The organism is Chitinophaga agri, assembly GCF_010093065.1.
In the GTDB taxonomy this organism is placed as follows: domain Bacteria; phylum Bacteroidota; class Bacteroidia; order Chitinophagales; family Chitinophagaceae; genus Chitinophaga; species Chitinophaga agri.
The window spans coordinates 7019460-7034546 of record NZ_CP048113.1 but is presented as its reverse complement, the minus strand read 5'-3'; the positions used below and the strand labels follow the sequence as shown (position 1 = coordinate 7034546).

The following is a 15087-nucleotide window of genomic DNA, read 5'->3' as shown; positions in this document are numbered from 1 at the left end:
GTAGATCTGGTTTAAGAAATAAATTTGGCTTTCGGGTTACGTGGTCATCCCTTTGCTTTTACATAATAGTTGTTGTCGGATCGCTTTGTTACGCTCAGATTGTTCAACAGGGCAATCGTTCCCAGGACGTCCTCTATGGATTCATCCGGCTCGAATCTGCCGATAAAAAACAAGTTTTCCAACGTGGATTTATTATAATGAATATGCACCCCATGCAGTATTTCCAATGTGGTAAATACATCGGCGAGTGGCTGACTCGTAAACTCGTACCAACCTGTAGGCCTTATGTCCGGTGTGCTATTCTTTTTTCTGTTACTGATAAGATCCGTCCCTTTCTGTCCCTGCAGGAAATACTGCTGCATAGGTCTATAGGTATTTAACGGAATAACCAGCTCCTGTCCCGGCTGAAGGTATCTGGTGAAGTGAGGTAATAACTGGCCATCACGTGCTACAGGTTTCACTACTACCTTCCCTTCATATAATCTGACTTTTACGTCTCTGTCGTGATGATGTTTCTTTACGGAGAATATCGTTCCGAGGGCCTGTACCGAGAGGTTATCGCAATAAACAATAAAGGGCCGTCCCTGCTCTCCCGCCACATGAAATACCGCCTCTCCTTCTACCAGTACCTCGCGGACAGTACGCCATTGCCGGTGACTCAAACGCAACAAGCTATGTGGTTGCAAACGCACAAGCGTACCATCATCCAGTGTATACTGCAGCGAGCTATCGCTGTCATTGCTGCATACGAAGCTGTCAGTCACTTGCTGCACCTGTGCATACTGTACTTCGGCGACCGGACCACTATGATCAGACAGGCCGATATATACAGCCGTGATACAGAAACAGATTGCCAGTCCGTAAGCTACCCGGGTGATGATATATCTTCTCCGTATTTTATCCGTCACAGCCTTCCACATAGCATCCCAACCGGCAGCAGGCAACTGTTCACCAGTCTCGCTGCACCAGTCGCTCTCTTTATAATATTGATCTGCTACATGGGGATGCACCTTTAACCAGTCGGCCACCACCCGCGCCTCCGCTTCATCACACTCCTGGTCAAAGAACCTCCGGATCATGTCATCGTTGATATCCATAGAAAGTCCTTATATGTTAATACGCGGCAAAGGCTATAATACCTCCGGTGCTGTCAAAAAAAATCTGAAAAGAAGGGGAACTGTAATAAGAGATTGATCAATACGGTCTTTCGGATCAACCGCATCGCTTTCGTTACATGATTGTCCACTGATTTAACCGTAATAGATAGATGAGCGGCTATTTCAGCATAGGAAAGCCCATAGAACCGGTGCAGTTCAAATACCTTTCTGCGCATGCCGGGCATTGCATCCAGCACATGGTATAATTTCTTACGCAGGTCAAAGTCCTCAGGGATATAACAGACCTTTTCACTCACGGTATGCTGTTGCCATTTGACAACACTTTGTCGTTTGCGCAGATAGTCGATAAAAACGGTCCTTGAAATACTGAATACATGCTGCTCTGTAGAATTTGCTTCATCTAATGTGTGGCGATACTGCCAGAGTTTCAGGAAGGTGATCTGCACCAGGTCCCTGGCATCTTCGTGGCAATGCGTTTTTCGTAAGAAGAATCCGTAAAGTCGGCTGCGAAGCTGTAAGAAGACCTGCTCGTACGCAAAGTGGTCCCCCTTCTTAATTGCGCCAATCATAACGTTTGCTTTTTTTCTCGTGGAAATACTGTGTATTGACAGATATGCGTCGTGCGCAGCATTGCGCGGCTATTGTATAACAACAGTCAGCATATTTACGGATTAATTATCATTTCAATAGAAAAAACTACGCAATCGTTCCCGAACGAAAATCAGTCTACTTCGCGCTGATACAGGCGAGTGTACATTCCCATAAAAATACATATAGCCCGAAAATAGCAGTATTGCCGTAATTGCAGCATCTTTCCGTTTTATACCGGAAAGATGCCCATTGGCGATGCAGGGCAGGGAATGATAGCGGACAAATCATTCACACCCTCTTTTTAGCCGTTTACAGGCTGTGTAGCCATTGCACCCTCCCCTTGTCTCCTGATCAGCACATAGGCGAAAATTACGCCTCCCATAGCCATTAATGTGCCTACCAGTACAGGGGCATTATATCCCATGCCTATGGTCAGCGGCAATCCACCGAAAAAGGCACCCAGGGAGTTGCCGATATTAAATGCAGCCTGTGTCACAGCAGCGCCCAGCATCTCTGCACCTTTCGCTGTTTCAATCATCAGTATCTGGATGGGAGCCGCCAGGGCGATCGAAAGGGCACCGGCAATGAATGTGAGCAGTAATGACACTACCTGATTACCAGAGAAGAAATAGATACACAGCAAGGTGATGGCCATGGCAATCAGCAGACCTGCACATGTCTTCGCAGGGTCAAACCTATCCGCCATCTTTCCACCTATAAAGTTACCTACCACCATCCCAAAGCCGGCCAGCACCATGATACTTGATACATTGTCTTCATTGAAGTGGGAGATGTTCGTCATCAGCGGTGCGATATAACTGATCCAGGCGAACAATCCGCCGGTACCGATCGCAGTGATCAGCACGATGAGCCAGGTCTCTGTGCTTTTGAACAGGGTGAACCGGGAACGGTTATCATCGGGTGCCTCTACAGGCAGGACAGGTAACCATAATTTAATGAACAGTATCGTGACCAGTCCGATCACTGCCACAATACCGAATGTATACCGCCATATAAAATGGTGTCCTACCCAGGTACCCAGCGGTACGAATAAAAGGTTGGCGATAGTCAGTCCGGCAAACATCATCGAAATGGCCTGTGCCTGTTTGCCTTTATCAGCCAGTCGGCTAGCCACTACCGATCCTACACCGAAGAATGCACCATGTGGCAGTCCGGAGAAAAAGCGGGCCATCAGCAAAGTAGCAGGTGTAGGCGCGAAAGCAGATAAACTGTTAAATGCCGTAAACACGATCATCAGTGCCATCAGGATCTTCTTTGGAGGATAGCTACCGCTGATCATCACCAGTAAGGGTGCACCTATTACGACACCCAGCGCATAGGCGGAGATCATATGTCCTGCTTCCGGTATTGTGATGTGCATATTCGAAGCAATATCTGGCAACAGGCCCATCATGACAAATTCTGTTGTACCAATCCCCAGTCCCCCGAGCATCAGCGGGAATAAGCTCTTCTTCATTTCCTGTTTAAAATTTTTAAGTGTACTGATGACAACATCACCATTCAGTCTGCAAATTAATAATAGTACAACAGCTATTCCGGCTATTAAATGAATGAGTAACCATGGTACTGTTGATGAAGTGATCTGCGTCGCCCTGGCTATTATAAGGCATGCAGAGAGGGAATTTATAAAGGGGTATCACAAAGATACGGTTTCAACCGGAATTTTATGATCGCCGGCTATATACCCCTCCAGGTCCTCAAACACCGCTGATCGCAACTACAACACAATAGTAGCGAGTATACATTGAATTTGGTATTAATGAGGTAAGCTTTCACTTACGTTTCTCTTACGTTTTAAAACGTAGGAGAAACGTAAGTGAAAGCTTACCTCATTAATACTTATACCTTACCAGTACATGACTTTGTAACTATCGCCGATTATACCTGGTAATCCCTGTGTAGAGAGCCGGGAGTAATACCTGTATGCCCTTTAGGTGATCAGGGAGGCAAGGATCAACTAACGGCGCTATATATTCAGGAGAGTAGCCGGGAGCGGATTTATTCGTCCTGACAGGCAGAGAGACGAAAAAAGGCATACCAGCTATCGCTGATATGCCTGAAACTCTTTTTATAGCTGCAATGGATCATTTACTTTCCAACAGTACCCATGGGCTGCTATCTTCAGACAGCAGATCACAATGCCCGCCATACAGTTCGTCGAGTTGTTCAATATCCCCGCTCCACATGGCGAAGCCGATCAGATAGTTCTCACCCAGGTTCGCCCAGCTGGTGTAGTTATGCAATAGCTCCCAGCCGAACTTGCGGATGTTACGCATCGCTTCCTCCCTTGACAGGAAACCGGCATCGTATCCCCAGCGGCAAAGGTTAATGGCGCGTCCCAGATCCCAGGTGAGGGCATCCAGCTTGCATTTCTTTCCTTCGAAGCAGTCGGATATTTCGCGGAGGTGTTTATAACATTCAGAGATATTAACTGCATACTGTTCTATCGAAGCATCATCACCTTTAGCAGCGAATTGCTGTTGCAGCTTGCCGAGGGCTTCAGCGCGATCTCTCACTGGCAGTGTGGTAAGGATCTGCCAGATGGGCTTGAAATATACACGGTGACCACTGGTGGCCAGCCAGTCGATGGTGTTCAGCAACTTGTCGCGGGAATTAATATGCCAGTCTTTTCTCAGCATATGCCTGATCTCGTCCTGGTCGCTGCCCGTCTCCAGTGTATCCAGTCTTTCCCCCCGGAGGTAGATCTGGTTAGCACCACAGGCAATATATTGCCTGTCATGCAGTGACAAGGTACCATCTTCACTCAGGAGTGGCTCCTCATCCTCTTTCTTCAGCAGCTCACGCTCCTTCATAGCCTTGGTCGCGATTTCCTTCGCACGGCTGTTGAGCTTCATTAATTTTATGATGACAAATACAATGTAAACGGCGGCGACTACTCCGATGATAATAAACGTTTTCATGTGGAATCTGTTAAATACGGCGTCCTGGTATATAAGGGGGACGCGTTGATAGTTTACTAAAAGCTGTTTTTCTCTCCTGACTAAAAAAAGGTACGATATGCCTGCATAATGATCTGCCTTTCAGGCTTTGACGTCTTTCATACTCCCTGCAATATCGCATTTTTACGCTGAATATTCCTCACTTCCCTCCGGCTCCCGGACCCAATATCACGTTTTTTTGTAAAAGTATCCGGCTGTGGCTGGGACTGCTATTCTGCGGTTGGCACAATATTTACCTGCAATAACTTGACTATAGCAACAAAAGTTACCGGAAAACAGCGAAAAAAAGGAATGGAAAAGAGAATTATCTTTGCGCACCAACATTTAAGAATGTAACACAATCTATTATGAAAAGAGGCTTTTTTGCATGTATTATTGCTGCCGCACTTATTTTACCTACTACTGGTTGTGAGACCTCACAACAGATACTGAATAACCTGCCTTCCTATGGGCAGCTAAGCTCTACACAGATCGCAGCCGGTCTGAAGGAAGCATTGACTATCGGGACGCAGAACAGCGCGAACAAGCTGTCTGCTGCTAATGGCTTTTTCGCCAATGCAGCCCTGAAAATCCTGCTGCCACCAGAAGCACAGAAGGTTGAAAGCACCTTACGTAACCTGGGTATGGGTAGTGTTGTGGATAAAGCCATCCTCTCCCTGAACCGCGGTGCAGAAGAAGCTGCAAAATCTGCCTCTCCTATTTTCATAAACGCCATCAAACAGATGACGATCACAGATGCGCTGGGAATCCTGAAAGGCGGTAACAATGCTGCTACCAACTATTTCAAGGATAAGACGACAGCATCCCTGACAGCAGCTTTCAAACCTGTTATCAGTGAAGCGCTGAAAAAAGTAGATGCGACCAAATACTGGACTGACCTGTTCACCGTGTATAATAAATTTTCCTCTACGCCGGTGAATACAGACCTGACAGCGTATGTAACAGAGAAGGCCATTTCCGGCATCTTCCAGGAAGTAGCGGCGGAAGAACAGAAGATCAGGCAGGACCCTGCCGCGCGTGTAACGGACCTGCTGAAGACTGTATTCGGCAGCGCGCAGGCAACGCAGCAGTAAGTTTTCTAAATTTATATAGCAAGGTGGTCCCGTCAGTTCAGGCGGGACCATCTTTTTTATTATTTTACGTCCTTATCCCTAAATCCCAGCTGCTGGTAATGCCAGCTGTCACACACTATGATTCAACAAGCGCTCCGCTTTACCCGGATACTGTCACACGTTGTCGTATTCATTCTCCTGACTGTATTTACACAGGTAGGTGGTATAATATACCTGCTATCCCGCCGTACCCATCCGCTGATCATGCGTAAGGTCAGCCAGCCTGTATTACAGCCGCTGGCGAAACTGGGAATCTTTCTGTTGATCTATGTTGTCAGTACCCTGGCAGTCATTCCGTTACTTGCAAAACCTTTTGGTAAGGTACCACTACCCCTATTCCGTACCAGCCATCTGCAGCCGTTACGACTGGCTACCTGTCTGATGAACAGACACTATGTTAGACCGGCATTAAAACAAGCCGTGCTGGAGATCGCCGATAAAATGGGGAGACAGCACCCGGAGACAACGGTTAACTACCTGGATGGCGGATTTCCTTTCTTTAACAGTTATCCGATGTTGCCGCATCTGAGTCACAATGATGGCAAAAAGCTGGACCTGGCTTTTCTATACCTGGATAAGACCAGTGGTGCGCCATCTGACAATGCGCCATCCATTATCGGATATGGCGTTTGCGAAGAACCACGACCGGGAGAGCTGAATACAGCTGCCCGCTGCAGGGAACAGGGGTATAAATGCTATGATGCCCTGCGTCAGATCGTTCCGCAGCAGCATAAACAACATTATGTGTTTGATAGTATGAGAATGAAGGAGCTGATGAGCACTATCACTGCTCATGCGGAGATACACAAAGTGTACATTGAACCGCATCTACGGACACGGCTGGGCCTGGACAGTGATAAGATCCGTTTTCACGGGTGTGGTGCGGTAAGGCATGACGACCATATACATATTCAGTTATGAGCCGGAGTTTGATGATCTAATTGTATAGGGATCGATCAATGACTGAATGGTTCCATCTGCGTGTTTCAGGTACTATAACCGTCATCGTCATACGCAGGAATACATCCTGTTACGCAATAAGCAGGAACTATAATTCCGGTAAACTGAAACACGCTATTCAAAAAAACAGCAGGGAGATTAGGAATCATGACCGTAACTAAGTCCTGATCTTTGTATATTAGTATACGTATTGAAGGACCCACACAAACAAACACCGATCTCATGAAATACAGGAAACTGGGTAATACGGATATCTCCCTCCCTGCCATAGGACTGGGGTGTATGGGCATGAACCATGCTTATGGAGAAGCGAATGATATAGAATCGATGGCTACACTGGAACGTGCTATTGAACTGGGCGTTACCTTCTGGGATACTGCAGATATCTACGCCAATGGAAAAAATGAGGAACTGGTCGCAAAAGTATTAAAGCCTAACCGGGATAAAATATTCCTGGCGACAAAGTTTGGATTCACATTCACAGGAGACAAAGCCGGCGGCTTTGACGGTTCACCTGCGTATATGAGGAAAGCAGTGACAGATAGTCTCAGGAGATTACAGACAGATGTTATTGACCTGTATTATGTACATCGTGTCGATCCGAATGTGCCTATTGAAGAAACAGTAGGTGCAATGGCGGACCTGGTGAAAGAAGGTAAAGTGCGTTACCTCGGATTGTCAGAAGCAAGTGTCAACTCCATCAGGAAAGCACATGCAGTGCATCCTATTTCCGCCTTACAAAGTGAATATTCGCTACTGACAAGAGACGTAGAAAAAGAGATCTTGCCTGTGTGCAACGAACTGAAAATTACTTTCGTCCCTTTCAGTCCACTGGCGCGTGGACTGGTGACCAATACACTTGATCTCTCTGCACTGAAGGAAAACGACTTCAGACGCTCCCTTCCCCGGTATCAAACGGCCCATGCAGACAACAATCAGTCACTGGCAGCAGCATTTGCAGCACTGGCGGCTGATAAAAACTGTACCGCTGCACAACTGGCCCTGGCATGGGTACTGAATCAGGATGAACACCTGATACCTATCCCTGGTACCAAACGCAGGAAATACCTGGAAGAAAATGCGGCCTCGGTAGAGATTATTTTGTCGGAGACTGATAAAAAAGAAATTGACGCATTGCTGGCCAGGTACCCTGATACCGGAGAAAGGTATGGGGAGGCGCAGGCGAAGATGGTGGACAGATCATGAAAAATCAGGAATCAGGAACTGGCTGGTCTGTTTCGATAACTGGAAGAGCTATATTCACCAAAAATTCCTGATTCCTGCTTATTACAATTGATCAAAAACATAGTCCAGTTGCGCTTCTTCCAGCACTAATCTATTCACATTCCTTCCTTCCAGCTCCCATTTCACCAGACGGATCACACCTTCAGTGATCTCAATTCCTGTGATATCGCCATCACTGAAGCAACAGCAGCCGGTATTAAAATAACTGGGGCTGACCATCGTCTTCACAAACTCCTTTCCAGCATACGCTGACTTTCGTTTATCCAATGCGGTCTGAATAGCTGTTATCCGTTCCTGGTCTCCCTGCTGCATTGCCTTCTCCAGCTGTTTTGTTAGTCTGTCGATATGGTCCATAGAAGCAAAAACCGGCCTATGGGTGTGCCCTGATATCAGCAGCATCTTCCTGTACTGCTGGCTCCATTCATACATCATGACGTTATGTCTATCTACAAGATCAAAACTATCAGATACATTATCCAGACGTATGTTCAGCCAGCGTTGCACCGGCGTCCATATAGCAGCGACGAACCATTTACTGAAAGCATTACCGTCGGCACGCTTATCCCCCTGGTGTCCATGTGCCAGGAATATGGTTTCATCGGCATCCTTATATTTCATCTTCAGGGCAAGCCCCTCATATACCTTCAGCTCCTTACCAAATAACGGTTTCAGAAACTGGTCTCTTGGTATCTGGTAGGCCCATTCCAGGTCATGATTCCCGAATATGCGATAGTAACGTTGCTGCTGAAGGAACAATGCCTCCTCCAGCAGTGCGGACCGGTTCTTCTCTATGACAACGGATGGCTTACTTTCCCACAGTTCCTCACAGTCGCCGAGATTGATCAGGGTAAACCCTTTATCATAGTAATAACGCAATGCAGTCAGATAGGAAGTCTCTGCCAGCATAAAATCATCCGATCCATCTCTGCCGCCTTTATGCTGATCGGAGAAAATAATGATGGAGGCTTTTTCGTAATCGTAAGTCAGCACAAGTCCCTTATCCGTTTTACCACTTTCTATCTGTTTATAGAGTTGCGTAAGGGATTCAAATACCAGTTTCTGATCAGGCTTGGAAGAGAAACGCCGGGATAGTCGCATAATGAGGTTACGCAGTAATTTCTTCATAATAAAAGCTAAGATTGCTTAATGGTCTGGCACAATATTTCAGGAAGTTAAGTTAAAATCCACATGTATGCAACGTAAAACTATTTATATCAACTATAACGGAGAGAACACACAGGTTGATGTGGAAGACACGGGAACGGAGCGTTCTTTTTTGGTTTATATTGCCGGAGACGAAGGGCATCTGAATATCTCTGTAAAGACGGACAGTGAAGGTAATGAGAACTGGTATGAAGGCGAGCAGGCGACTCCAAGAGCAAAGGAGATCGGTGAGTTAATAGAGCTGGCTACCATGTAATCATATACGTTGAAAATCCGCAGGTCCTACCAGGAACCACTCTCCATCCAGTTCCAATACGTCCCCCGGAGCAACAGACCGGGTACCTTCCGCCACAGCAGTATTCGGAGTAACCTCCTCCCTGGCTGTCCATGGCTGATCCGTATTCTGGCATATCTCATACGCTTCCCGCACATCTGCAACATCTACATCTGCTATATGCTGCAGATTTTCAATTTTCACCTCGTCGCCGGTGAGCGGAAAGCCCAACGTATAATCTGGATTAAAATATACTCTTACCATACTATTAATTTAACTCTTTTATTCCTCACAAAAAAAGTTCCAGTTCTTTAACATTTCTTTAAAGGGTTACCTTTTGCGGGTTCATGGTATAAAAAGTAAATAACAACTTTATGCGTTTTTCCCTATGTTACATGGCGCCTATGGCGCTCCTGGCCATCTCATGCTCGGCCGGCACCAGCTCTTACAGCGAAGCTGCAGATACAACAACCATAGCTGTTGCAGATTCCACAACGTTTTCCAATGACATCACTTCTCTAAACTCCCCATCACGTAAAAGAGTACGTACTGCAGATGTAAGATGCCGCGTCAGCAACGTTTTCAACACGGTATCCGCGCTGGAACACGTAGTAGCAGGTGTAGATGGTATAATAGCAGAGAGTAACATGCAGAACTACGAGGTTACTGTTAAAGATGTGCCGTATGCTACCGATTCATTAAGGCGTATACAGCTGTATACACCAGTAGCAACAATGACATTACGGGTACCAGCTGCACATCTCGACTCAGTTGTACACACATTAACGTCAATGGCTACGTTCATTGAGTTCAGGACGTTAAAAGACGAAGACAAGACACTTAGTTATCTATCAAACTCCATGAAGAATGATGGCCCGAAATCACCAGCGGTAAAGCCGACTCCTTTTACCAACACAGTCGAAGCAGACGCTTACAGGGATGAGAAACACGTGACAGAAACTGACAGAAAAATTGCGAACATGGCTATCCTGGATGATGTACATTACGCCACATTCACAGTACAGGTATTCCAGCCGCAAATGGCTGACCAGCAGGTCATCGTTAATCCTGAAAGGATCACCCGCACCGGATTCGGCACACAGATCCGGATGGCATTACGCACAGGACTGGAAAGCATCGGCGCATTGTTTATATTGCTGATCGCCTGCTGGCCTTACCTCCTGTTACTGGCACTTGGATTTTATTTCTACCACAAAGGGCTCCGTAAAGTACTCCGCAAAAAACTGACTACCTTGTAATCATTTCGCTCTTTTGACGGAACATGATTTCTGTCATATTCTCTATGGTAGGCCTGCCATAATTTACATTCCCGTAAACTGCTATTATGAACAAGATGTCCCGTACCTGTTGCGGTCTGCTATTCCTGTTAGCAGGCTGTAACACCCTACCTGTTGTACCCACATTTCTGAACGCATCTCAACTCCCTTCTCAGCTATTGGAGATCAATACAGAGAGAGATACGACTGTAACACTCAATGATGGAACTATCTTAACGATTCCCGCAAACGCGTTACATATTGACGGCAGTAAGATCGCTAAACTGGAAGTAAAGGAGGCACTTACTCCCGAACAAATACTGGCTGCAGGATTACGCACGCAAAGTAATGGAGAGCCGCTCAGTAGTGGTGGGATGATCTACATCAATACAGCCGATAACAGTAAACTCAGCTTCAATCAGCCGGTAAAAGTAAAGATACCGGCACGCAAAATAGTAGACGGCATGCAGCTCTACAAGGGTGAAGTAAAAGCGTCAGGTATTGACTGGAAAGACCCCAAACCACTGCCAGTCCAGGAACAGGAAAAGGAAAATGCAAAGAAGAAGATCTATGGCAAGGCATTATTTGAACAGAACTGTATGTCCTGTCACAACGTGACCAGACAGGTTACCGGACCTGCACTGGCGAATGTAATGGAAAGATGGAAATATGATACTACCACCGTTTATGCATTTATATCGAACAGCTCACAAATGATTGCAAGCGGACATTGTTATGCGGCGAATCTTTTCTATGCATTTAACAAACAGGTAATGCCAAATTTCATTTCTTTTACCAAAGATGATATGGACGCATTGTTTGCATACATTGACGATGAATCGCAAAAACATCCGGAATATAAAGACAGTAATCAACATGCATTTGACCCGGACAGCTGTGCTTATTATAAAACGGTCGTACAACTGGCAGCTGATCTGACTGGCGCAAGAGAAGGTCAGGAATTTACGGTTGTGAATTCCTTCAGCCAGACCGGGATTTCTCTCCCATCTGTTGTAAGTGGAGACGAAATTATCTTCACCCCCCTTCAGCCAGCACCAGATCAGGTAATACCCGAACGGAAAACTGGTGTATATTATAATTTCACTATCAATGCGCCGGGATGGTATAATATAGATGTCCTGACGAAGGACCTGCCAGGCTTCAGCCCCTGCCACCTTTCCGTAACTGTCAATGAGATGAAAGACCAGAACGTCGCCGTATTCCTGCTGATCCCGGCTGAAAAGGTTGTGCTCCAGGGTGGACTGCAAAAAGACGGGAAGACCTACGGATTCTACAAAAACGACGGCGAAATATCACTTCCATTGGGAGCAGAAGCCTTTGTGGTCTCTTTTGCAGAAAATACCGGTAAAGCGCAGCTATATTTTGGTTCGAAACGTTTTATTATTGAAGAGAAGCAGATAATTGATATAGCGATCCAGCCTTCAGATGAAAAAACGATCTATGAAGAAATTAAAAGATTGAGACTACCAGATCTTACATTAAAAATTAACAAGCTGCAGCTAACTGCCGAACAAAAACGAATCGCCATAGAGGCTGACCGGGTGAGAGACCAGGTAGCACTTTGTAATTGCACGACGGCAACTGACTCCGCTGCTGTTAGAAAATAAATTCCATCTATCCCTATACAACAAGAAGACCCGGCCAGAAAGCATCTGTGCCGGGTTAGTTTTTTATCAACCATATCAGAATCAACATCTTATAATTTTTCTGATCTATTTTATGGAATCAGAAAAATTGGTGCATCATACAGTCAGCATATCAACCAGGAGAATAAATCTATATTTATGTAACCTAAAATCTGATACCTTGAAATACACTATACTCCTTCTCTTTTTCCCAACCCTACTGACTGCCCAGGTAAAGACCCGGGTAGATCATGTCGTATCGAAGGACTATCAGCAACAGATCAGAAAACTGAGGGGTGGCATTGATCCTGTGGATTCTGTCGCGAATGCGAGAAATACAACCTACACACTCAAAGGACAATTCTCGCCTAACGTAGCTATAAGGAGACTGAAGACCACTGGTGATGAAATACAGATATCACCGTCTTTAAGCCGTTATATAACCCTATCAGGCTCCTATAGTGGCACCATTGAGTTACAGACCCATAACAGAATGCCCCGCTTGCAGGAAACCTATGCACAGGGCAGGTCAGATAATGGTTCACTGCAATGGAGAGGACCCGAAACAGGAGAATTATTCAGCTACGGCCCGGCAGTGAGCTCACTTGAATTTGACGGTAATCCCTATCCCTATGATCAATACGGAAAACTGGTCCCATCCGGCCAGGGAAATGGCAAAGCAGCGAATATATACACAGAAGATATCTTCCGTCCGGCGCTGTCTCATTCACATCAAATGAAAATCCAGTCAGCACTGCACCGATATGGTCACCGTACCTGGACATTTAATCTGAAGCTGGCACGCGAAGACAAACAGTTCATCATCCGGGAAAACAAAGGCTCCTCTAACAGTCTGAGCAGCGATATCAGCACAAATATCAAATGGCTGACCGTAAAGGGAACCTACATGTTCAGCCAGGAGATCCGAACTACCGGCAACCGAAACGGCATACTGAACAGAGCGTATCAGAACGCCCTGCTTACGCCAGCCACATTCGACAATCAGCAACAGGTAACCTTAGGCGAAGGACAACGGAGTTATAGCGCAGAGGCCGATAATCCCTGGTTCCTGCTCAGAGATAACGATAACGGATATAAAGAACACGAACATAATGCCGCACTCACCTTATCCCTGCAGACAAGGAAATGGCAGGCAGGTATGATACAGTCACTGAATGATAAACAGGAAAATAATATCGAACAATTCAGGCCCGGTACCTCCGGATGGAATGCAGGCATGTATACTGACAGAAATAAACGTGACCGGCTGTATATGATCCAGTCCAATGTAGTCAGGGAGATAGAATACAACAACAATCATTTTAAAACAAAAGCCCAGCTGCATCATATTTATGGCAATGCCAATACACGCATTGCTTATCTGCCGGAAAACAAAACCTACAACTATCAGCGTACCTCACAAGACCTGTTCCTGAATATGGCCAGCACCTACACAGCAAGGGGCATCACCATCAAACTGAACACGGGTAATAAAGCCTATATCTCCAATACCTGCAGCAGGAATAGTTTCCTCCTGCCTGCACTGGACCTTGGCTTCCGATTTGATGATCTTCCAGGTGATCTCGTACTGGATCTGTCATCTTCCTATCACGTTGTCAATAGTGAACTGCAAATCAATAAATCGCTTACCTATACCAATCTGCTACAGTATACACCCGGCCAGCTATTCAACTACAGACCGGTAACGGAAGTCAACGGATACAGCCAGCTGTCTCCCATACAGGCGAAGGAATGGAACGGTAAACTCAGCCTTTCCTACCAAAACATCTATCTGGATGGTAATTTTTATACTAAAAATATCAGCAACGATGTGCTCCCTATATATGAAAATGGTCAGTTACAGCTGAAGAACATGGCTGATATGACAACGAAGGGGCTGGAACTGTCTATACATCTTTATAATAAGTCCATCAGCAGAAATATAAATACAAACACCACCCTGTCGTTCTTCAAATACCGTACAGATGTCACCAAAGTGCGTGATGGATATAATTATACGCCTATTGCGGGCTTCAGCAGTGTATACAAGACATTGGTAGAAGGGCAACCCCTGGGCGTGATAGTGGGAAATGCATACAAAAGAGATGCAGCCGGCAATATTGTTATCGGAGACGATGGGTTTCCATTGGCAGATCAGTCACCAAAAGTAATAGGTAATACCATTCCTGATTTTGTCATAAAAGCCAGCAATACCATCTTCTGGAAAAAATTCTCTGTACAAACCAACCTGGAGTGGAAAAAAGGTGGTCAGGCATGGAATGGAACACAGGCGGCGCTGGATTACTATGGCCGTTCGGCAACGACAGGCGCAGAAAGGAATACAACAGGTTATGTATTCCAGGGTGTAAAACAGGATGGACATGTGAATGATATACCTGTTGTATTCTATGATCCGGCAAAGCCTGTAACGTCTAACCGCTGGACCAGGAATGGCCTGACCGGTATTGCAGAAGAATATATCCGGCGCACCGATTACATCAGATTGAATACATTCAACATCACCTATAGAATAAATCTCAAAAAAAGCCATCAACTCTTCTATCTGGCGACCTATGTACAGAACATCCTTTTATGGTCTCCGTACAAAGGCGCAGATCCGGGACAATTACTATACGATCAACCCAATACCACGGGACTGGACTACTTCAACCTTCCTGCTGTAAAGACCTTCGGATTTAATGTTACCTATCAATTCTAA

Annotated in this window: 13 protein-coding genes; 7 read left to right on the top strand and 6 right to left on the bottom strand. The window is 45.8% G+C overall.

The annotated features are described in order from the left end of the window. Window positions 1-44: 44 nt before the first annotated feature. The 4 genes from GWR21_RS28145 to GWR21_RS28130 form a co-directional block, all read right to left on the bottom strand. On the bottom strand, window positions 45-1097 hold the full coding sequence (locus GWR21_RS28145) for a FecR family protein (RefSeq protein ID WP_162335029.1): 1053 nt from the start codon (window positions 1095-1097) through the stop codon (window positions 45-47). Between the two features lie 53 nt (window positions 1098-1150). Then, window positions 1151-1687: an RNA polymerase sigma factor gene (locus tag GWR21_RS28140; RefSeq protein WP_162335028.1), complete on the bottom strand. Its 537-nt coding sequence runs from the start codon at window positions 1685-1687 to the stop codon at window positions 1151-1153. Window positions 1688-2010: 323 nt separating this feature from the next. Next, complete coding sequence (locus GWR21_RS28135) at window positions 2011-3186, bottom strand: MFS transporter (RefSeq protein WP_162335027.1); 1176 nt, start codon at window positions 3184-3186, stop codon at window positions 2011-2013. A 628-nt stretch (window positions 3187-3814) separates the two neighbouring features. Then, window positions 3815-4651, bottom strand: a complete 837-nt coding sequence (locus GWR21_RS28130; protein ID WP_162335026.1) for a DUF1266 domain-containing protein — start codon at window positions 4649-4651, stop codon at window positions 3815-3817. A gap of 386 nt (window positions 4652-5037) precedes the next feature. Here GWR21_RS28130 and GWR21_RS28125 point away from each other — a divergent pair, with 386 nt between their 5' ends. The 3 genes from GWR21_RS28125 (at window position 5038) to GWR21_RS28115 (ending at window position 7968) form a co-directional block, all read left to right on the top strand. Beyond that, window positions 5038-5763 (top strand): DUF4197 domain-containing protein, encoded by a 726-nt coding sequence (locus GWR21_RS28125; RefSeq protein ID WP_162335025.1) that lies wholly within the window; start codon window positions 5038-5040, stop codon window positions 5761-5763. 117 nt (window positions 5764-5880) lie between these two features. Further along, window positions 5881-6723 (top strand): hypothetical protein, encoded by an 843-nt coding sequence (locus GWR21_RS28120; protein WP_162335024.1) that lies wholly within the window; start codon window positions 5881-5883, stop codon window positions 6721-6723. Between the two features lie 261 nt (window positions 6724-6984). Next, window positions 6985-7968 (top strand): aldo/keto reductase, encoded by a 984-nt coding sequence (locus tag GWR21_RS28115; RefSeq protein ID WP_162335023.1) that lies wholly within the window; start codon window positions 6985-6987, stop codon window positions 7966-7968. Window positions 7969-8049: 81 nt separating this feature from the next. Here the strand turns inward: GWR21_RS28115 and GWR21_RS28110 are convergent, their stop codons facing one another. Then, the gene (locus GWR21_RS28110; protein WP_162335022.1) at window positions 8050-9132 is read right to left on the bottom strand and encodes a metallophosphoesterase; all 1083 of its coding nucleotides are present in this window, start codon (window positions 9130-9132) and stop codon (window positions 8050-8052) included. Between the two features lie 67 nt (window positions 9133-9199). Here GWR21_RS28110 and GWR21_RS28105 point away from each other — a divergent pair, with 67 nt between their 5' ends. Continuing rightward, the gene (locus GWR21_RS28105) at window positions 9200-9427 is read left to right on the top strand and encodes a hypothetical protein (protein ID WP_162335021.1); all 228 of its coding nucleotides are present in this window, start codon (window positions 9200-9202) and stop codon (window positions 9425-9427) included. On the opposite strand, the gene GWR21_RS28100 is transcribed toward GWR21_RS28105, so the two are convergent. Continuing rightward, complete coding sequence (locus GWR21_RS28100) at window positions 9428-9709, bottom strand: hypothetical protein (protein WP_162335020.1); 282 nt, start codon at window positions 9707-9709, stop codon at window positions 9428-9430. 110 nt (window positions 9710-9819) lie between these two features. Between GWR21_RS28100 and GWR21_RS28095 the strand changes: the two genes are divergently transcribed. The 3 genes from GWR21_RS28095 (at window position 9820) to GWR21_RS28085 (ending at window position 15087) form a co-directional block, all read left to right on the top strand. Beyond that, window positions 9820-10704 (top strand): DUF4349 domain-containing protein, encoded by an 885-nt coding sequence (locus GWR21_RS28095; protein WP_162335019.1) that lies wholly within the window; start codon window positions 9820-9822, stop codon window positions 10702-10704. 86 nt (window positions 10705-10790) lie between these two features. Beyond that, window positions 10791-12350, top strand: a complete 1560-nt coding sequence (locus tag GWR21_RS28090; RefSeq protein WP_162335018.1) for a c-type cytochrome — start codon at window positions 10791-10793, stop codon at window positions 12348-12350. 199 nt (window positions 12351-12549) lie between these two features. Then, the gene (locus tag GWR21_RS28085; protein WP_162335017.1) at window positions 12550-15087 is read left to right on the top strand and encodes a hypothetical protein; all 2538 of its coding nucleotides are present in this window, start codon (window positions 12550-12552) and stop codon (window positions 15085-15087) included.

Bases quoted from the DNA above. Each gene is read 5' to 3' on its own strand.
- GWR21_RS28130 (WP_162335026.1), bottom strand. From the start codon at position 4,651: ATGAAAACGTTTATTATCATCGGAGTAGTCGCCGCCGTTTACATTGTA.
- GWR21_RS28120 (WP_162335024.1), top strand. From the start codon at position 5,881: ATGATTCAACAAGCGCTCCGCTTTACCCGGATACTGTCACACGTTGTC.
- GWR21_RS28095 (WP_162335019.1), top strand. From the start codon at position 9,820: ATGCGTTTTTCCCTATGTTACATGGCGCCTATGGCGCTCCTGGCCATC.
- GWR21_RS28145 (WP_162335029.1), bottom strand. From the start codon at position 1,097: ATGGATATCAACGATGACATGATCCGGAGGTTCTTTGACCAGGAGTGT.
- GWR21_RS28090 (WP_162335018.1), top strand. From the start codon at position 10,791: ATGAACAAGATGTCCCGTACCTGTTGCGGTCTGCTATTCCTGTTAGCA.
- GWR21_RS28140 (WP_162335028.1), bottom strand. From the start codon at position 1,687: ATGATTGGCGCAATTAAGAAGGGGGACCACTTTGCGTACGAGCAGGTC.
- GWR21_RS28125 (WP_162335025.1), top strand. From the start codon at position 5,038: ATGAAAAGAGGCTTTTTTGCATGTATTATTGCTGCCGCACTTATTTTA.
- GWR21_RS28110 (WP_162335022.1), bottom strand. From the start codon at position 9,132: ATGAAGAAATTACTGCGTAACCTCATTATGCGACTATCCCGGCGTTTC.
- GWR21_RS28100 (WP_162335020.1), bottom strand. From the start codon at position 9,709: ATGGTAAGAGTATATTTTAATCCAGATTATACGTTGGGCTTTCCGCTC.
- GWR21_RS28135 (WP_162335027.1), bottom strand. From the start codon at position 3,186: ATGAAGAAGAGCTTATTCCCGCTGATGCTCGGGGGACTGGGGATTGGT.
- GWR21_RS28115 (WP_162335023.1), top strand. From the start codon at position 6,985: ATGAAATACAGGAAACTGGGTAATACGGATATCTCCCTCCCTGCCATA.
- GWR21_RS28105 (WP_162335021.1), top strand. From the start codon at position 9,200: ATGCAACGTAAAACTATTTATATCAACTATAACGGAGAGAACACACAG.